Origin of the sequence: Streptomyces sp. ADI95-16 (assembly GCF_003721495.1) — a bacterium.
Taxonomy (GTDB): domain Bacteria; phylum Actinomycetota; class Actinomycetes; order Streptomycetales; family Streptomycetaceae; genus Streptomyces; species Streptomyces goshikiensis.
On the sequence record NZ_CP033581.1, the window covers coordinates 39,879 to 58,914 of the forward strand.

The following is a 19,036-nucleotide window of genomic DNA, read 5'->3' on the forward strand; positions in this document are numbered from 1 at the left end:
GAAATGCGGTCAAGATCCGGAGCTGTCCTCCGCGGCGAGTCCGGCCTTGCGGGCCAACCCGGACGCTCAGTCCCGTCAACTCAGGCGCTCATCCGCCACGTGAAGCGCTCAGGGCGGGCGTTCACAGCTCGATGTCGAGCCGTTCGACGTCGGTGAACTCCACGCCGAGGCCGTGCGCGCGGCTGTCGTTGGCGCGGAAGTACATCTTCGCGAGGCCGTTGGCCGCGATCTGCTGGAGCTGCTGCTCGGTGGCGCGCTGTTCCCGTGCGGTGAACAGCTGGTCCGCGAAGGCGGGCGGCAGGGCCTGGGTGATGTCGCGGATCCGGGCGTCGTCGGTGGTGCCCGCGGCGGCGGTGAATCCGCACCGGGCGCGGGTGGAGACGACCAGGCCGTCCGTGGATGCTGCCCTCTTCCTCGCCTTCGCGCAGACCTGCGGCTGCCAGCGCTTCTTGACCTCGCGCTCCAGGCGGCCGCGGAGGTCCTGGCGGGGCCGCTTGAGCTTGCCCGTGACGTACCGCTCCACGGTGCCTGGGTGATCCCGAGCGCCTGGGCAGCGGCCTTGGTGCCCTTGAGCTGCTTGACCAGGTACTTCATCTGGGCCTGGGCGCTCTGGGGGATGCGGCGGGTGAACGCCCCCTCCAGTGCGCGGTCCAGGCTGTCCCCGAGTGAGTCGACCATGGGTTACTCCCCTTCTCCGGCCGTCGGGTTGTTCTTGATGAGGTTGGAGAGGTTGAAGACGCCGCCCCGCTCCTCGAACTGCTGCTCCGCCCACAGGACGGTCTGGGCGCCCTGCCACTTGACCAAGCCGGGCGAGACGCCGAGCCGGAAGCCGCCGGGCAGCGGCTTGCCCTCGTCGGTGTGCGGCAGGACGTCCAGCGGGGAGGGGCCGGGCGAAGGGTAGACGATCGCGTCGGTGCCGATCGCGACCGGGTACAGGTCGGCGGCGGCCGCCGTCTTCATCAGCTTGCGGTACAGGCCGGTGCGCTGGGTGGAGAGGACGGCGGCCCGGATGTCGGGGCGCCACGTCTCCCGGTTGAGCGCCGGGTAGGACTCGTAGTACGGGACTTGGCCGGCAAGCTGCGCTGGCGCAGTTTGCCGATGGCGCCCTTGGCCGTCGCCTTGATCGCGGTCTCCAGCAGCGCCATCGTCGGGTCGACCTGCTTGCGCCGGGCCATCGCGTCCAGGAACTCCTGGCCCCCGAGGTCGGCGGTGACGCCCATGTCGGCCATCGTCTCGACGTACGCGTCGCGCAGCCGCTTGTACCAGGGGTCCAGGTAGCGTCCGGTCTGCGTGCAGACGTACGCCTCGATCGGGGCGACGTCGACGCCGAGCTCCACCGCATAGGCGAGCGTCGGGGTGGCGTACCAGGCAGGCCTGGTCGGCCGGTCGCCCTTCGGGGTGAACGGGCTCGGAAGCAGCTCGCCGTTGACTGTGAGGCCGTTGACCGAGACGCGGGACAGATCCACGTGAGACAGGTCGACCAACCATGAGCTGGGCAGCGCCGGGTCGAATGTCGGGTTACCGGTCAGGTGGGTTGGCCCGTTCAGCCCGACGGTGAGGCCGTTGGCGGCTGCGGCGAAGCTCATGTTGAGGTCGACCGCGACCAGGAACTGGTTCGTGCACTCCTCGTCGGTCAGCAGTCGGCACCAGTCGTAGGGCTCCTCCATCAGCATCTCTGCCGGGGTGCGCATGTGGTGCCGGGCGAACTTCCCCTTGAGGACCGGGTGCTCGTCGGGGACCTCGCACTCCACCACGGGGTAGAGCTGGGTGAGCGCGTCGTCGTTGAAGGCCCGCTTGTACTCGCCGGTGGCCAGGTCCTGCTCCGCCCGGGTCGGCGGGCGCAGCGCGGTCATCAGTTCCAGGCCGGTCGTCGAGGTGGTGCCGCGTGGCGTCGTCGCCCGCTCCGCGTACAGGCCGAGGTAGCGGGCGAGGTCGGCCGGGTGCATCGTCGGCAGCTGCAGGCCCTCCTTCTTGTCCCACTCCCGCGCTTCCAGGGCGTTCCAGGCCGGGATGCACAGCTGCACGCAGCGCCGCCGGGAACCCTCCGGGTCGCGGAAGACGCGAGCCCACGGGCCGAGTCCGCGCTGGGTGAGCTGGAGGCCAGCCTTGGCGGTCTGCTTGACCACTTTGTGGCCGTCCGGAAGCCGACTCGCGTGCCGCTCCGCCTCCGACAGGGCGGCGGGCAGGCCGAAGCGCTCCAGCGCTGACCGGGACGAGCGGACCGTTCTCGAAGCGCGGGTCGGTGGCCGCCCGGGTGACCGGCCGCTCCACCGCCTTCTTCGCACCCGGGCGCCGCGACATCGCCGACGGCCTGGCGGTGCTGCTCGCCGCCGGGCGGGACGGCGGCGGGTGCCGGGGCCGGACCGGTGAACGCCTCCGGGGCCACAGGCGCCGGGGCAGCGGCGGGCGCGTCGGCGGCCGGAGCGGAGAAGCGGGCGGCGAGGCCCTCCAGGAGTCGGGCGTAGGCGGCGCGTTTCGGCGGCCGTGGCTCGCTTCGGCCTGCTTCCCAGTTTCCGACTGACTCACGCCGGCACCACGGCACGCTCCTCGGTGGCGTGCGCGGTCGTGGCGGGCAGGGACACGGCGAGGGCAGCGGTGGCCGCGGTGGCGGCCCGCATGAGCAAGATCATCACCCGGCGGTTCTACCGGCCACCCCCAAACCTGCACCAGGGCCCGGAGCGACAGTTCACTCCCCCGGCCCGTCCGATTCACCGCCGAAACGGCACTGCACCGAATCACCCCTGCGGAGGATCGCCCCGAACTCCGGAGACGAGCCGGGGGGCGCCGCCAGCGGCGGCGCCCCCCATTCACGGACGGGAACCTGCCCGTGTGCCCGTCGGCAGGCCCGTCGCCCGCGGTGTCCCTCGCGACCATCGGTGGTGTGGTCGTACACGGCGGTGCTCCCCGATCGCGGGGCCTTCGAACAGAGAGCCCCTCGTCAGAGCCCTGCTTCTTCGCGCAGACGGGCGGCCGTCTTCGAGGCGTCGTAGTCGGCGGGGACGCCCTCGACCAGAACGACCTCGCCCGCGATGTGGCGGGTGCGCAGCGGGAGTACGGCCCGGTAGGCGTCGGAGGCGTACCAGGAGCGGGCCCGCTCGATGTCCGGGAAGCCGATCACGACGACGGTGCCGGGGAAGGGGCCCTCCACCACCTCGACCTCCTTGCCGTGCACGAGGAAGCGGCCCTCGTAGGGGTCCATGGTCGACTGGATCCGTTCGATGTATTCGAGGATGTCCTCGTTCATCGTCTCGGGGCGGATGTGGGCGATGGCGTACGCGGTCATGATCTGCTCCCCGGTCGACCGGCCCGTCGGTCCGGGCCCGTTGATCCGATCCTGTCAGCGCGCGCCGGCCGCGGCAATTACCTCCGGGGTAATGGCGCCGCGGGCTGGAAGGTACGCCGGCAGGCGATCGGGGAGATGGCGAGGGCGGCACGCATGTGGTGGCGCCGGGAGTTGGTGGAGCCGAAGCCGGCGCGGTGGGCGACCAGGTCAACCGGCACGTCGCCGGACGCGACCCCGCCGCACGTCGCCGCACGCAATGCCGAACAGCAGGGCCGCCGCCGTCAGTGCGTAGCTCGTCTTTCTCATGCTCAGCTCATCCGGGCGGGGCCGGTGAGTCCCCCCGGTAGTGGCCTGGTGCACAGCGAGGACATGCGCGACCCAGCCGTCGAGGAAGCCGGTCACCCCACCGAGATGGCCCAGGAGGCCAGCTCGGGCGAGGTATCCGACCACCCGTCAGGCAGCACGCTCACTGGCGCCGCCGAAGACTCCGTCGAAGAGGTGGGCGCGGTCGGTGCGTACGAGGTGGTACGCACCGCTGTGGTGGCGCAGGGCGTGGTCGGTGTAGTGGAGGACTTCGGCGGGGGTGAGGACCTTCATGTCGCCGAAGACGTAGTACAGAGGGGTGGGCGCGTGGGCTGCGGTGAAGAGCAGGCCGGCGTTGAGGGTGGCGGTGCTGATCGCGTAGCGGTCCGTGTGGGTGCTGGGGAGGCGGTCCTTGGCGTCGATGGTGACGAGCTCGCCTTCTCGGGCGGCGATCAGGTCGGGGAACTGGCGAAGTGCGGAGCCGGTGCGCGCCAAGGCCTGGCGGATCGGGTCCGGGTAGCTGCCCTGGCCGCATTGCTGGACGGTCCAGCCTCGGGTGCGCAGGGCGGTGGCGACCCGTTGTTCGTGGAGCTCTCCTGCTGACTTGCGGTCCTGCCAGTGCGTCACCACGCGGTGCCCTCAACCCAGTTCACGATGAGTGATACGAACATTCCGGCTTTTCGTGCTACTGCCTCATGGCCATGATGCCCATCATGGCGGCATACGTAGACCCACGGTTTCGTCCCACGCTGTGGCCCGGGACTCCCGTCCCCACTCCGGAGCTGACCCCCCTCGTGGGCGCCCGGGTCGAAGGCGAATGGATCGTGTGGGATCCGCAGGATCCCGTCCGGCCGGCGAGCGGTCCGCTCCCTGACGACTTCTACCTGCGCGAGCTCATGGACCTCGATGCCGAGGACATGGAGACCGTCGCCAGCTGGATGCGCACCTGGGGGCACTTCGGTGCCGGGTTCTTCGAGGCAGGCAGCTGGGACGAGGAGGACATGCTGCTGCTCCGGGAGGTGCTCGCCATTGAGCACCCCGAGCGTGACGGCGGCACCGTCCACCGCGACGTCGTCCGCCTCCACATCCGCCAGGCCCAGAAAGCGATCCGCACCTGGCTCGCCTGCCGGCGTCGGGATGGCCTCGACGAGCTCGTCGCAGACCAGTCCACCGGAACTCACCTCGCCGCGGTCCGTGCCGAGAACCCCCACCTGGGCGGCGACTGGCCCCGGGACCGCACTCGCCTCCGTGATGTGCTGATCTCGCAGAGGCTCCGGCACCTCGAAGGCACGCTGAACACCGCGCTGGGCGTCTTCAGCGTCGGCATCGGCACCCTCAGCGAACGCCACCCCTCGATCTACTCGGCCGCCTTCCTCCAGCTGTACAACCACCTCGCTGAGGACGCCACCATCCGCACCTGCTCCAACGAGACCTGCGGCCGGTCCTTCGTCCGCCAGCGCGGCCGCGCCGAGTACGGGCAGCACCGCACCAGCGGCATCAAATACTGCACTCGCGAATGCGCCCGCGCCCAAGCCCAGCGCGCACACCGACGCCGCAAGCGAAACACCACCACCGCCCAGCCCGTTGACAGCTCCCACCCTCAGGACCGGGACACTTCACACGGTCCAGCCAAGGAACAGACACCGTGATGGCAACGAGAGAGCTCCGGCCCCATCAACACGAGGCCGTCGACGCGGTCCTGCACGCCCTCGAACTCACCGCATCGCGCTCAATCCCCGAACGCGGACTACGGACTCAGGTGGTCATGGCCACGGGATCCGGGAAGACCCTGGTGGCCACCTGGAGTGCGCAGGCGCTACGCGCGGGCCGGGTGCTGGTGCTCGTGCCCTCGCTGGACCTGGGCTCGCTCTCGACTCACTGGCGCCGGACTACCAACGGCTCGTGGAGGTCCTGGCGGGGAGCGGGGAGGAGATGGACTGCCGGCAGCTCGCGGCGGCCTTTGGTCTAGAGGTGGTCGCGGCGAAGGTGGAGGGAGTGCGGTCGAAGGTGAAGCGCCTGGCCGCGCGGGGCTGGATGGTCGAGGAACGTCCGGGGATGTTCAGTGTGCTCGCCGGGCGAGCCGACGGCTCATGACCATGCTCATCGACCACCGGATCATAGCCTCGGAGCTGTCAGTGCGGGTCTCGTAGTCGCGGACCAGGCGGCGTGAGTGCATCAGCCATGCGAACGTCCGTTCCACCAGCCACCTTTTCGGCAGCACCACGAAGCCCGTGGCGTCGTCGATGCGTCTGACCACCGTCAGCGCGATCCGCAGGACATCGCGGGCAAGGTCGACCAGGCGTCCGGTGTAGCCGCCGTCGGCCCGCACCAGCGAGATGCGCCAGCGCCGCAGCCGCAGCCGCAGCCGCTCGGGCAGTGTCCAGCCGGCCCCGCGGTCGGTGACGGATGCGGCGGTGACCATCACGGCCAGCAGAAGCCCGAGGGTGTCCACGACGATGTGCCTCTTGCGGCCCTTCACCTTCTTCCCGCCGTCGAACCCCCGGCTGGCAACCGGCACCGACGCGACCCCTTTCGCCGACTGCGCGTCGATGATCCCGGCGGTCGGCTCCGGATCGCGGCCCGACGCTTCGCGAAGCCGGTCGCGCAGCCGGTGGTGGGACTCGGCGACCAGGCCCTTGTCCCGCCAGCGCCGGAAGAAGGCGTAGACGCGGTCCCACGCGGGGAAGTCCGCAGGCATCGCTCTCCAGGCAATGCCGCCCGCGACCAGGTAGCGCACTCGTCGACCAGCTGCCGGTGGCAGTAGCTCTCCGGCTGCCCGCCCCGTCCCTCAAGCCAGGCGGGCACGGGCATCGCGTCGCGTACGACTGCCCACTCCGCGCCGGTCATGTCCGAGGGATACCTCGGACGCCTGTGCGGCCGGTCCCCGGCGTTCCCGAACCGGTGAGCGAGACAATCACACGACAGGGGTGCGGAGTTGGATGGCAAGGTCACGGAGACGGAAGACTGCGGCACCAGGAGCCTCCTGTTGCTCGACTGGATGCGACACCCACGAGCTTTACGGGAGGCCCCGCTTTCATGCCCTGCCGACCAGGAGATCGCCCGACCGAGTCGGCAGACTCGAACTCACGATCACCAAGCTCGATAGAGCAACCGCTAGTTAGCGCACTCAGCGCACGAAGTCCGTTACTGTGCCGTGGTTGTCGGGAGAGGTCAGGCCCCAGAGGATCAGTCCCACAATGATTGCCAGCAGGATCAGCCCCGGCACGTTCTCGGGCCCCCAACCGACGGGCCGCCGAACTGGTGGGCCGGGTATGGCGTCGTCGCGTGCAGCGTCGGAGTCGGCGCGCTGCCAGGGCGCGACATCGGCCTCACCCCGGGCTATCCGCGCGGCCACCTGGCGTACGTCGGCCGCGTGGTAGGTCGGCTCGCGGGTCAGGTCCGGGAAGGGCGCAGCCGAGGTACGTACGCTGTTGGCCCGCGCCACGGCCGTGATGCTCATCGGCCTGATCTGCGGCCAGATCTCCCGGACTTCGGCCTTCGTCAGCCAGCCTTCCCCGTCCCGATGGTCCTGCTCGTCCGCTGTCCCCATGCGAAGTCCGCCCCCTCAGCTCGCCGATCACCCTTGGCTTGATACCCAGACCGCCGAAAGATCACCCGGCCGGGCAGTCACTCACGAGGAGTTCGGCGCGGGCAGCGTTCTCGCCGACCGGCGGCCGGTCCTGCCACTCAGCCCGGACTTCGGCCACCGCCAACACACACGGCCTGAACCTCCGCCACAAGATCGGCACCCAGGGCTTCAGACTGCGGTCCAGTCACCATCACCGTGCCGTGAAGCCCGTACGGCAGCTCAAACCCCCTCCACACGGACGCCAACACCCACACCGCCAGGTTCAGCGGGAGACGCTCGGCCTGACCGTTGCCGTGGACATGAAGCACGGCCCGGCGGTGGTAGACCCCCATATCCGCAGCACCCCCGACCCCGGCCCGGATCAGCAAGCCCCTCTCCAGCTGATCACCAGGCCACGGCATCAGGGTCGTCCCACCGTCGGTATCGACCCGCAGCACCAAACTCACCCACAACTGCCTTAGTTGGCGAAACTGAACAAACTCCAGGAATTACAGAACAATTGACCTGCTTCCCCCAGGACGACACCCGGGCGCCTCCAAGAGAGCTACCCCGCTCGAACCAGTCGAAATGGGGGTTAAGGACGCAATCACGTCTGCCCCTGCACGTACGCCTCCAGCTCGGGGTGCTCGCGCAGGAGTTGCTCCCGCAGGATGCGTACCTGTTCGGCGTCGGAATCGGCCTGCCGCTGCGCCTCGGCCAACTCCTGTGCCGTCCTGCCGCGCTCCTCGTGGTCTGTGTAGGCCTCGTCGAGCATCCGTGCCCAGCGGATCGTCTGCCGCAGGCGTGCCGCGTCCTCGGCCGTCTCAGTCTCGGCTGCCAGGGTTGCGCTCACTCTCTGCACGGCGGTCTGCGCGGCAGCCGCCTCGACCCGCTCTTGGCACTGCCAGCACAGGCCGCCAGCCGGCCGGGGACCGTGGCCGGCAGCCGTGCAGCCCTGACCTTTACACTCCCACCACTGAGGCGCGGGACCCTTCTCCCACGGTTCGGATGCGTGGCCTCGGCGGCGGTCCGTTCGACGTGGTTCGCACTTCGGGCATCCGTTGCCCAGGTGCAGGGTCACGCCGTCCTCGCACATCGGATCAGGACAGTCCGTGGACGGGCGCACCAGAGCGACCGCGACGCCCACCGGGGAGGCGAGGTGTCCTTCGGCCAGGGCGCGTGCGTAGCCGTGGGTCCACCATCGCCGCTGGATCCGTTCCACCAGCTGGTGTGCTGTGCGCCCGCCGTCCAGGGCTTGCAGGATCGCCTCCCGCAGCACTGCCGGGCGGTGGTTTGGCAGCAGAGCGGCCAGTTCCCTGGGCCATGCCGCTTCCACCGCGCGGATGGCATCTGTCAGCGCTGGGGGGATGCGGTGGGAGGCCGGCGTTCCCCGACCGGCTCTCAGGGTGGGCGCGTCAGCGTCTGCGGGCGCGGCGGAGCCGCCGGCCTCGCGCACGCTACTACCCGCACCTGCCCTGCGGGCGTCATCGGCGCTGCGCGCCGCAGGCGCTACGGGGGTTTCAGTTACGGGGAGGGTTAAGGGAGAGGGTTGGGGGACTGTCAGTCCCCCCTGAAGGGACACAGAGTCCCCCCTCCCGTCGGGATCAGGGTGCTCGACGGGAGGGGACTGAGAGTCCCCTCCCCCTGGGCGTGGCTTTCCCTTGTCGCTGCGCGGCGCGCGGGGCGGGGCCAACGGAAGTGGGGCGCGGTTCTCGTTGGTCAGTGGCGGCAGGCCTCGGTGGGCCCGGTCCTGGTTCACCCGGGCCAGTCGCTCCGGGCCGTACCAGGCCGCCGGGATTTGCAGGTCGTACACCTTGGGGCGGGCTTGCTTGGGGATGTACCGGGCGGCGTCCTGGTCCCCCAGCGCGATCACGCCCTGCTCCACGAGAGCGGCCAGGCGGCGCTGCACCGTTTTGACGTCGCAGAGGGCGATCCTGGCCAGGGTGCGGCGTGAGGGGAAGGCATTGCAGCCGTCGGAGTCCGCTTTCTCCGCCAGACCGGCCAGCAGCATCCGATCGGTCGTACTGGCTACGGGGCTGTCGTGCAGAGCCCACAGAATGGGTTCAAGCGCCACAACACACCACCAACGGTGGGGTTAACACGGGTGCTCCGTGAAGGGCACGATGTGGCGCGCCCGGGGGGATTCCGCGTACGCTCATGACGCAGCGCACCTCCAGTTCTTGCGACTGCCGCATCAGGCAACGTTCGCCCTGTTGGCGAGGATTGAAGGCTGCGGGCGGTCCTCTGAGCAGAGGGGTTACCTTCATGCGGTGGAATCAAATAGCACGGCACCCTGTTGCCCGTCCTGTGACCAGTCGATGACCTGCACTGCGATGGTCCTCTCACGGCGGGATGACGACGGGAAGCGTGTCTGCCGAAGCGTGTGGCAGTGCGGGGATCGGCACCTGTGGTGGGGCTGGAGTGATCGTCCAGGCGAGGGGTTGGAGGTCTGCCCTCATCCGCATTTCGGTGCCTGACTGGGGGTGCGGTAGGAGGTCAGGCGATGCTGACTCTGGCGACGACGTCGCGTAGGCGCTTGTCCTGGGCGTGTTTGTTCCGCCAGATGATGTAGCGGCGGATCATGCTGCCCTGGGCCTTGTGGGAGGGGTGGTCGGTGCCGTCGAGGGCGAAGTAGCGCAGGGCGGTGAACTGGGCTTCGATGCGGTTGAGCCAGGAGCTGTTGGTCGGGGTGTAGGCGATCTCGACGTTGTTCGCCTCGGCCCATGTCCCGACCCGCTGGCACCGCTTCGTCGTCAGGTGCGGAGAGTAGTTGTCGCAGACGATCGCGATCCGCACGTCCTGTGGGTGCAGCGAGCGCAGGTAGCGGCAGAACTCCAGGAACTTCGATCTGTTCTTGGTCTTCTTGATGTGACCGTAGAGCTGGTCTTTGCGCAGGTCGTAGGCGGCGAACAGATGCCGGACCCCGTGTGGGCGGGTGTAGGTGGCCCGTCTGCGGGGTCGGGGGTCGCGGTCGGGGTCCTTGTGCTTGCCGCCGCGCTCGGCCCACTGCCGGCCTGGATGGGGCTGGAGGTTGAGCGGCCCGAACTCGTCCATGCAGAAGACGATCTCGGGTTCGTTCTCCTCGGGTATGACCTCGCCGTCGGCGATCGCGTAGAGGTGCTCGACGCGGGCCTTCTTCGTGGCGTAGTCGGGGTCGTGGGAAGTCTTCCAGGTCTTCACGCGTTGAAAGGAGACGCCTTCCTCGCGGAGCAGGATGCGCAGGCCCTCGTGGCTGTTGTCGTCGACCACCCCCTCGGCGACCAGGAAGTCGGCCAGTTTGGCCAGGCTCCAGGTCGAGAACGGCAGGCCGTGCTCGGCCGGCTTGGACTTCGCGGTCTTCTTCATCTCCCGACGCTCCGGGAGGGTGAACGTCCTGGGCCGGCCGCCCTGGTACTTCGGGTAGAGCGAGGCGAAGCCGTCGGCGTTGAAGTTGTGGATCACGTCGCGGACCCGGTCCGTGCTGGTGAACGTCACCTCGGCGACCCTCGCCACCGGCATTCCCTGGGCGGACAGGAGCACCATTTGGGCCCGCCGCCAGGTCACTACCGACCCGGTTCCTCTGCGGATGATCCGCAGCAACCGCCTGCCCTCGTCATCATCAATCTCCCGAACCTGTACGCGTTCAGCCACGTCGATCATTCTGGCCGTCCGTGTCGCCCAGCACAGCAACCGGGCGACACGTCACGACGGGGCGAACGTTGCCTGATACGGCACTAGAGGGCACGTCCGGGCCACTCCCGACATCGAAGTACACCGGCCCCGGCTCACCGCCGCCGATCAGGACTCCCGCCGCGCCCGCGTGCGCGTCCCCGAACTCCACCGTCCACCAGTCCCACTCCACCAGCCACCCCGCTCCCACATCCCTGCCGACAGACCGGCCCGATCCCGCCTGCGACCCTGCCCCGCCCGCGCACGCGCCCGGAGGGGCCCAACAACCAGCGCAGTTGGATACCGGACCCCGCAACACGGCGCCGAGGGGGAGCGAGCCGCGGTTGCCGTCTCCGGCGGACGGGCGCGGGTGTATGAGGGGGCGGGCCGGTGTTACGCAGGCCCGGCTCGCGGCCGCGTTGAAGACGCCGCAGGCGGTGAAGAACCGGGAGAACGGCTGCTCCGAGCCAAAGAGCCCCGACCAGCCGGGGGGCGGCCGGGGGCATGCGGGCGGAGCCGCAGGGGCCCTCACTTCACAGCGGCCCCCCGACTCCAGCCGACCGATCCGCGCAGGCGCACACCCGCCACACCTGCCGGACACGCATCCCGGCGGACCACGCGTCCCGGCGCGGGAACCGCTCATGCGGTCGCGGACGTAAGTGCGGTAGCGGTAGGGCCCCGGGGCCCTACTCCCGGCCGTGCATTTCCGCAGGGGTGTGCCGGGAGTAGTTGTCGGCAGTGGTCCTCGAGGGCTATTCCTGGCCGGCGCAGGGGTCGCAGCAGGAGGGGGCCGGTTCGACGCAGACGCTGACGATGTCGGTGTTGGTGGTGGTGTCGGGGTCCTTTTCGTTGCCGGTGGCGGTGGCGGTGTTGCCGATCAGGCCGGCCTTGGTGGCCTTGGCCCTCAGCACGAGGGTGGCGGTGGCGCCCTCGGCCAGGTCTCCCACGGTCCACTGTCCGGTGTCCGGGTCGTAGCTTCCGGGGCCTTCGGCGGACAGGAAGGTGAGGCTGTCGGGGAGCTGGTCGGCGGCGGTGACGCCGGTGGCGTCGTTGGGGCCGGTGTTGTGGACGGTGATGCGGTAGGTCACCGTCTGGCCGACGGTGACGGTGGTGGCGTCGGCTGCCTTCGTCACGGTCAGGTCGGCGGCCGGCTTGACCTGGGTGACCTGCTCGTTGGAGGTGGACGTCAGGGGCTCCGGCGTGTCACCGAGCCGGTTCTCGTAGGAGGCGGTTGCGGTGTTGCTGATCTGCTTGCCGCCGCTGGCCCGGTCGATGACCGCCCGGTACTCCACCGTGGTGCCTGTCGGCAGGGTCTCGGTGCTGGGCAGGCTGCCCCCTTCTACGGCGGAAGCGCCGTTGCCGAGATGGAAGACGACCTTGTCCGCCTGGGCGTCGTAGTACGCCTGGTCGTCACCATGCGCGTCGCTCTTCGCTCCGGCGTTCGGGCCGTCGACGATGCGCAGGGAGCCGGGCAGGTACGTCGTGCCTGGCGGGATGACGTCGGTCAGGATGAGGTTCTCGGCCCCACCGCCGCCTTCGTTCTTGGCGGTGATGCGGTAGGTGACGGCGTCGCCCACCTCCAGCGGCCCCACGGGAATGGCGGTCTTGGCGAGTTCCACGTAGGGAGCGGTGCCGAAGAAGATGCCGTCCAGGAAGTTTCCGACGCTCCGGTTGCCCCCGGCGGCCGAGATGGAACGGAAGGCGAAGCGCGTCAGCGTCTGGCCGGCCGGGACGGTGTAGGTGCCGGTGTAGTAACCCCAGGCGGTGTTGCCGTCGGTGAAGCGCCTCTGCTCCACCGCGGAGCCCGGCGCGCCGATGTCCAGCGCCATGGTGTCGTCCCCCTGGCGGCCGCGGTGGTACAGCCGCCAGTACAGCTTCGTACCGGGCGTGGTCGGCAGGTCCTGGTAGAGCGTGGAGACCTCGTTCGCGTTGAGCTCGGCGAACTGGGCGCCGTCGGCCGCCGGCACTCCCTGGAAGCCCGAATGCCACAGCTCGATCTTGTGGTCGGAGGCGGTGGTGAGCCAGCCCGGGACCCACTTGGACGCCTGTGTCTGGGAGGCGTCCGGCAGGATTTCCACGCTCGTCACGGCGGGCTGTTCGAAGCTGCCGTTGGCCAGGGCGACGCGGAGCGGAGCAGCGGGAGGTGTGGTCATGATTCTTTCCCCTCGGGACGCTTCTGAAAGGCGCCGCCGGCCGGCCGCACAGTGCGTGCCGTGGCGGAGCCGAACATCCCGTAGCGCATCGCATCCGAACGAACACGTAAAGTGACAAGCGGAGGGGTTTGGCCAATCCCGCGAAGCACGTTTACGGAAGTCGCCCCCACAACCACTCCCCCACGCCGTCATGGACGAGGCCCAGGCAACCGCAGCCACCACACATGCCTCCCGACCCCCTCCCGCCCGCCCCGTCATGGCCGAAAGCCCGTGCTGAACCCTTGCGACCATCCCTCCTCGGGGTGAATCGACCACCGGCGAAGTTGACGCTCCATCGCCATGCCACGGCCGAGTAGGAGCTGCGCGGTGACCGGGGCTGAACGGCACGACGGCCTGATCACGCATCGTGGCCATGAAGGCCGACATGCGTCCGGGGAGCAGGTCAGTGTCGTTGCCCGTCGATACCCGCATGCTGGCCCCGGGCTCGATACCGGCGCGCATCCCCCCATGGTCACGGACACCGCCGACAACACCGCCGACAGGAGCTCGGCGGGCCAGGGCCGGAACATGCGAAAGGGCCGTACACCTCTTGGCGAGGTGACGGCCTCAGCCCGTCTGAGGCCGGCGCCGGCGACGGTCACGGCGAGGATGAGGCCGATCGTGTCGGTGAGGATGCCGCGCTTCCGGCCGACGATCTTCTTCGCTGCATCGGTTCCCTGGCTGGTCAGGGGCACGTTGGTGGAGGTTTTGACGCTCCGGGTGTCGATGACCGAAGCGGTCGGCTCGGGCTTGCGGCCTTCCTTGACGCGGGCCAGGCCGGTCAGGTCGTAGTTGAGCTGGGCGAAGATTCCCTCGTCGCGCCAGGCCGCGTAGTAGGCGTAGACGGTGCCGTGGCTGGGGAAGTCGTGCGGGAGGTATTTCCAGGGGATTCCCGTGCGGTTGATGTAGAGGATCGCGTTGAATACATCGCGTAAATCGACCTTGGCCGGCTGGCCGGTGGGGCGGCGTTCGAGCCGGGCATTGCGCCAGGCCGTCAACGTCGGCTCGATCAGGGCCCACCGGGCGTCGGACAGGTCGCTGGGGTATGGCTTGCGCTCACTCACGGCACAGCGTGAGCATGGGCATGGGCATGGGCATGGCGGAAGATCTTGTTCCGGCAGCGGCCAGGAGGTTCTGCGACATTCCTAAGCCAGACGGGTCTCACTGGCGAAAGACGGATGAGACGGACAGGGGGACTCTCGCCCCGCCGGGCAGCATTCTTCGCCTACGGGGTGAACCGTATCGAAACGGGACAGGCACATAGGCCGCGTACCGGCCTTGATCTGGGTAAACGCCCTCTGAGACCGCCGGAGCGGTTTCGAGGGGGTGGGCTCCCCGGTCCGTCCAGCGTCTGGTCGCCGGACGGCGTGTGTCGTCCCGCGGGCCGCGGAGCAGGACCCATCCACCGCGTGGACGTCATCGGCCTCGCCGGTCGGCGCACTGCCGGCGTGGCGGTCACCGGCAGGCGGAGCCCGCGGAAGGTGCGCCGGTCCCCCGCCAGGGCCGGCGCCCCGCATGGGACCGCGGCGGTCAGGCGACGAAGCGGCGGTTGCCGGTGAGTGACCACACGGCGGAGATCCGGCCGTCCGTGACGGCGAACATGTCGATGCCGCTCTTGACGACGACGTCCCCGCCGCCGTCGGCGTGGCTCTCGATCCGCCGGCAGGCCATCTCGCCGCGCTCGGCGTCGATCAGCGGCGCTGCGTCGGCGGCGAACGCCAAGCCGGTGAGGGCGTGACTGTTGGCCGGGATGAACGCCGTCAGTTCGTCCTGGCCGAATGATTTGGCGGAGCCGGTGCCGTCGAAGTCGTCCGCGAAGTGCAGCCGGAAGCCAGGGGCGAGGATCTGCTCGGTGAGGGCGATGTCGCCGTTCCAAAGCGCCGTCCAGCCCTCCACCAGCCGGGTGCCGGACTCCCGGGTCAGCGGTGCGGAGTCGGTCGTGGGGCTCGTCGTCACAGACATGGGTGCCTTCCGTGGTCGGTTCGTGGTCACCCAGCCTCCGGGCCGGGGGCGCCCACCCTATGTCGGTTATCAGCCCTCCGGGCGGCGGCTCGAGCGAAGCCGTAGGGCTCATCGAGTGCGGCGAAATGCCCTCCGGGGGTGCCCGGTTCGGATGGGTCCACCGGACGCGGCTCCGCCGTTTCCTCCGGTGCGCGCCTCGCGGGTGCGGTCAAGGCGAAGTCCCGCACGACACGCCCGGCCGCGGCAGCTTCGGGTCCGCGCCAGGCTGGTGACGACCTGCCGGACCGCCCTTGGCCGCGTGATCACCACGGGGCCCCGCCCGGATGGCTGAAACACCCTGATACCGGGCCGACTTGGCGAGTGCGGTTGTTTGGCGAACGCCTAATCGAGTAGGGGTACATCTGTGCGTCCGTCGTTTTCCGTCGTGGTCTAGTTACCCCTGGTCCGTGCGTGGTGACACCGCGTGCGGATCGTCCGCCGACGACGCCGTCGCGCCACGCGGCGTCCCCCTCGACCTCAGGAGCACCATGACCCCGATCCTCTTCGTCTATGCCAAGGGCGGCCCTCCTCTGGAGTACGCGGTCCCGCGCATCGCCGCCCACGCCGAGGTGCACGTCCTGGCGCTCGCGCCGTTGCCCCGAACCACCGAGTCGGTGTGGAGGCGCGGGTGCGCGTCGGTCACGACGCTCCCGCCGGGCGAGGGGGTGGAACTGGTCGATCTGATCTGTTCCCACGCCCGCCGCGTCGGCGCCGAGGCGGTTCTGACCCTGTCGGAGTACGCGGTGGTGGCCGTCGCCCACGCGAGCCTGCGGCTCGGCCTGCGCGGTGCCGGCGAGCGGGTCGCAGGGGCGCGGGACAAGCGCCTGATGCGCCGGATCTGGCGTGACGCCGGGGTGCCCGTACCGGGGTTCGCGGAAATCCACGCGCCGCAGGACATCACGGCCGCCTTCAAAACCCTGAGGCCGCCGCTCCTGCTGAAGGCAGCCTGGAGCGCTGGTTCCACGGCCCACCTCACCGTGTGGAACGAGCAGCAGGCCGAGGCGGCCTGGAAGACCGGCCGTTCCGTCATGGAAGCCTCCTCCGCGCAGGGTTACTCGGAACTGCTCGCCGCGGACGAGGGGGTCAGCGATTTCCTGCTGGAGGAGATCGTGACCGGGGAGGCGTCCGATTGGTTCGACGGGGACGGATGGGGCGACTACGTCAGCGTGGAGGGGATCGTCGCCGACGGCCACTACCACCCGCTGTGCATCACCGGGCGGATGCCGACCATCGCGCCCTTCACCGAGCGGGCGAGCCTGGCTCCGGCCGCCCTCCCGGACGCGTTGCAGCACCGGATCGAGGAGGTGTCGCGCGCCGCCGTCGACGCGCTCGGACTCGATACCTGCGCCACCCACACCGAGATCAAACTCGGCGCGGACGGGGCTATGTGGCTGATCGAGACCGCCGCCCGCTTCGGTGGGGTGATGACCACCCGGCAGGTGGAGACCGTCTTCGGGTTCGACATGATCGGCATGCTGGTGCGCCAGTTGCTCGGCCGGGAGGTCGCCTACCCGGAGCGGATGCTGACCGAGGGCGAGGGCGCCGCCGGATCCCTCGTCGTCCTTGCCGTCGACGCCGAGGGCCGGCCCTGGACCGAACTCCCGACCTGGGACTTCGAGGCGGTCGACTGGGCCTCCCTGGTCGCCCCGGGATCCCGCGTGGAGCCGGTGCGCGAACACAGTCTCGCGCCGGGCAGCCCGGTCCCGCGCTACGAGGAGGCGGGAGGGGCCAATTCCATGGCCGCGCTGTGCTTCCTCACCGCCGAGTCCGGGCCGGAACTGCTGGCCGACTGCGGCCGCATCCTCGCGGCCCTGCCGGACGCCCTCACCGCCCCGTCCGCCGCCCTCACTGCCGCCCCCACCGCCACTCTCACCCCCGCCCCCACCGGGCCCTCCGCCCTGTCGACCGACCGCTCGACGCCCGGGAGCACCGCATGACGAACACCGGAACCACCGCTGCCGCGCCGTCCCCCCGGGGCGCCGCCGTGGACACCCTGCTCACGCTACCCCTGTTCGAGCAACTGGCCGGGGTGCTGGGCGGGCACCCGTACGTGAAGGTCGTCGTGGACCGCGACCAGGGCGTCTGGCACGTCCTCGACAGCTCCGTGCACTCCTTCCACGTCAACTACATAGCCACCGAGATCCAGGGCCTCACCCTCGAACAGCTCGACGCCGAACTCGACCGCTTCAACCATGACGTCTACCAGGACCCCGCGCGGCGCTTCCTGCTCGGCGTCCTGTCGCTGCACTCCCGGGGCGGCCCGGAGCGGGACGAGCCGTTCATGGTCCTGGAGACCACCGAGGCCGACACCATGGGCGCGGACCTGTTGATCGAGTTCCACGCCTTCGCACGGGCTCACCTCGATCCCGCGTTGGAGCTGCTGGTGAAGCCGGCCAACCACGGGCAGGAGCACGCCCTCGCGAAGGTGCCGGAGACCGTGGTGCCCCGTGCACGGGGTCACGCGCTCCTGGCGACCGCGCCCTTCGTGCCGTTGACGCTCGCCTCGGCCACCGGCCGGCTCCACGCCTTCGCCTCGGGCGAGGAATACCTGGCCGCCCGCGCGGACCTGACCTGGTACGACATCGTCGCCATGCCGGTGGTCCCCGACGACATTCCGCGGCTCTCCGGCTTGATCAACGCCCAGCCCACCACTCCACTGTCGCACACCAACATGCTGGCGGCCGGGTGGGGCATCCCCAACGCCATCGTCCGCGGAGTCCTCGACACGATCACCGACGAGAAGCTGGACGGTGCCTGGGTCCGCTACGAGGTCACCGCCGACGGGTTCGTCATCGAGCGCGCCGAGGAACCGTCGGACCTCGCCGAACCGACCTGGCACACGCAGCGGATCCGCCTCGACGCGCCGCACGTGACGGACGTACCGCTCGTGCCGCTGTCCGCGTTGCGCGCCGGCGACCGCAACCGCTACGGCACCAAAGCGGCCAACCTCGGGGAACTGCATCACGTGCTGCGCCACGGATCGGGCCGGCTGACCGGCTACTACTCCGTGCCCCGCCCGCCCCGGGCCGACCTGCTCGGTCACCTGGCCGCCCGGCTGGGAATGCCCGAGGACGGTGATCTCGCCCAGTACGCGAGCGAGTTCCTGACCCGGTACGTCCAGGCGCCGGCGGGCATCGCCGTCCCCTTCTCCGTCCAGCAGCGCTTCCTGGACTCCTCACCGGCCGTGCAACAGAGCATCGGCAAACTGAAAATGGCCCTGGAGCTGAACTCCATGGACGCCGTGGATACGGTCTGCCTCCAATTGCAGCACTTGGTGCGCACTCTCCCGGTGCCCCAGGACCTGGTGGGCGCCCTGGACACACAGCTGGTGGAGCACCTGGCGGGCACGGGCCGCTTCGCCGTGCGGTCCTCCTCGAATGCCGAGGACCTGCCGGGCTTCTCCGCAGCCGGGATCTACGAGTCCCACACCAAGGTCACCGATCTGCCGGGGCTGCTGGACGCCATCCGCCAGGTGTGGGCCTCGTTGCTCTCCCCGCGCAGCGTGCGGCTGCGCCATCAGGCCGGCATCTCCCTGGACGACACCTACATGGGGGTGATCGTCCAGCGCTACGAGCCGTCTCCGCTCGGAGGCGTCATGGTCACCTGCAATCCGACCAATCGGGCCGACTTCCGCAACGTGTACCTCAATTGCGCGCACGGGTCCACGGCCGATGTCGTCGACGGCCGGACGATGCCCCTGCAGTACCTGTACAACACGGTCGAGGGCGGCGGCCGCACGATCTCGCTGGGCGCGGCCACCGAGGACCTGGCGCAGGACACGCGGGCCCACCTGGGCCGGCTGGCCCTGGCGGGTCGCTTGCTCCAGTCCCATTTCGCCACGGACTACACCTTCGCGGGGCCGCTCGACGTCGAATGGCTGCTCGGGCCGGGAGGCGCGCTCCACATCCTCCAGCTGCGCCCGTACAGCGCCTGACCCTTCCATACTCCCCCGCGTCCCGTCCCACCCGAAGGTCACCCATGCCCATCTCCCTGCGTACGCGCGTGAAACGCCGCGTACGTCCGCCTGCCGCGGTGCTCCGC

13 protein-coding genes and 4 pseudogenes are annotated in these 19,036 nt (G+C 69.8%); 4 read left to right on the forward strand and 13 right to left on the reverse strand.

The window, feature by feature from the left end; all coding sequences use genetic code 11:
- Window positions 1-121: 121 nt before the first annotated feature.
- The 5 genes and pseudogenes from EES41_RS00205 to EES41_RS00235 all read right to left on the reverse strand — a co-directional run bounded on the left by EES41_RS00205 (window position 122) and on the right by EES41_RS00235 (window position 4,213).
- A pseudogene (locus EES41_RS00205) lies at window positions 122-678 on the reverse strand (XRE family transcriptional regulator).
- A 3-nt stretch (window positions 679-681) separates the two neighbouring features.
- Window positions 682-960: a hypothetical protein gene (locus EES41_RS43740; RefSeq protein ID WP_123074567.1), complete on the reverse strand. Its 279-nt coding sequence runs from the start codon at window positions 958-960 to the stop codon at window positions 682-684.
- On the reverse strand, window positions 960-2,126 hold the full coding sequence (locus EES41_RS43745; RefSeq protein WP_302186140.1) for a telomere-binding protein TapR2: 1,167 nt from the start codon (window positions 2,124-2,126) through the stop codon (window positions 960-962). Before EES41_RS43745 ends, EES41_RS43740 begins: the two co-directional genes overlap by 1 nt.
- 812 nt (window positions 2,127-2,938) lie before the next feature.
- Entirely contained in the window at window positions 2,939-3,283 is a 345-nt protein-coding gene (locus EES41_RS00225) for a DUF1330 domain-containing protein (protein WP_123074569.1), read from the reverse strand.
- A 453-nt stretch (window positions 3,284-3,736) separates the two neighbouring features.
- Window positions 3,737-4,213 carry a hypothetical protein gene (locus tag EES41_RS00235; protein ID WP_164495655.1) on the reverse strand — a complete coding sequence of 159 codons (477 nt, stop codon included), beginning with the start codon at window positions 4,211-4,213 and terminating at the stop codon, window positions 3,737-3,739.
- Window positions 4,214-4,299: 86 nt separating this feature from the next.
- Between EES41_RS00235 and EES41_RS00240 the strand changes: the two genes are divergently transcribed.
- Complete coding sequence (locus tag EES41_RS00240) at window positions 4,300-5,235, forward strand: hypothetical protein (protein ID WP_254211231.1); 936 nt, start codon at window positions 4,300-4,302, stop codon at window positions 5,233-5,235.
- Window positions 5,235-5,447 (forward strand): annotated as a pseudogene (locus EES41_RS00245) (DEAD/DEAH box helicase family protein); the annotation flags it as partial. The gene EES41_RS00240 and the pseudogene EES41_RS00245, both read left to right, overlap by 1 nt.
- 198 nt (window positions 5,448-5,645) lie before the next feature.
- On the opposite strand, the gene EES41_RS00255 reads toward EES41_RS00245, so the two are convergent.
- From EES41_RS00255 to EES41_RS00290, 8 genes and pseudogenes are all read right to left on the reverse strand, one after another.
- Window positions 5,646-6,284, reverse strand: coding sequence for an IS5 family transposase (locus EES41_RS00255; protein ID WP_254211232.1), 639 nt, complete (start codon window positions 6,282-6,284; stop codon window positions 5,646-5,648).
- Window positions 6,285-6,713: 429 nt separating this feature from the next.
- Window positions 6,714-7,136 (reverse strand): hypothetical protein, encoded by a 423-nt coding sequence (locus EES41_RS00260; RefSeq protein WP_123074575.1) that lies wholly within the window; start codon window positions 7,134-7,136, stop codon window positions 6,714-6,716.
- Window positions 7,137-7,761: 625 nt separating this feature from the next.
- A complete protein-coding gene (locus EES41_RS00270; RefSeq protein WP_164495656.1) occupies window positions 7,762-8,007 on the reverse strand; it encodes a hypothetical protein in 246 nt (81 codons plus the stop codon).
- 1,029 nt (window positions 8,008-9,036) lie between these two features.
- A pseudogene (locus EES41_RS44030) lies at window positions 9,037-9,228 on the reverse strand (helix-turn-helix domain-containing protein); the annotation flags it as partial.
- A gap of 422 nt (window positions 9,229-9,650) precedes the next feature.
- Entirely contained in the window at window positions 9,651-10,784 is a 1,134-nt protein-coding gene (locus EES41_RS00275) for an IS630 family transposase (RefSeq protein ID WP_367995751.1), read from the reverse strand.
- A 770-nt stretch (window positions 10,785-11,554) separates the two neighbouring features.
- The gene (locus EES41_RS00280) at window positions 11,555-12,955 is read right to left on the reverse strand and encodes a CARDB domain-containing protein (protein ID WP_174261636.1); all 1,401 of its coding nucleotides are present in this window, start codon (window positions 12,953-12,955) and stop codon (window positions 11,555-11,557) included.
- A 617-nt stretch (window positions 12,956-13,572) separates the two neighbouring features.
- A pseudogene (locus EES41_RS00285) lies at window positions 13,573-14,058 on the reverse strand (IS5 family transposase); the annotation flags it as partial.
- A gap of 466 nt (window positions 14,059-14,524) precedes the next feature.
- Window positions 14,525-14,956, reverse strand: a complete 432-nt coding sequence (locus EES41_RS00290; protein WP_164495657.1) for a hypothetical protein — start codon at window positions 14,954-14,956, stop codon at window positions 14,525-14,527.
- Window positions 14,957-15,483: 527 nt separating this feature from the next.
- On the opposite strand from EES41_RS00290, the gene EES41_RS00295 reads away from it, so the two are divergent.
- Both EES41_RS00295 and EES41_RS00300 read left to right on the forward strand, forming a co-directional pair.
- A complete protein-coding gene (locus EES41_RS00295; RefSeq protein ID WP_254211233.1) occupies window positions 15,484-16,932 on the forward strand; it encodes an acetyl-CoA carboxylase biotin carboxylase subunit family protein in 1,449 nt (482 codons plus the stop codon).
- The gene (locus EES41_RS00300) at window positions 16,929-18,929 is read left to right on the forward strand and encodes a PEP/pyruvate-binding domain-containing protein (RefSeq protein WP_254211234.1); all 2,001 of its coding nucleotides are present in this window, start codon (window positions 16,929-16,931) and stop codon (window positions 18,927-18,929) included. Before EES41_RS00295 ends, EES41_RS00300 begins: the two co-directional genes overlap by 4 nt.
- The last annotated feature ends 107 nt before the right edge of the window (window positions 18,930-19,036 follow it).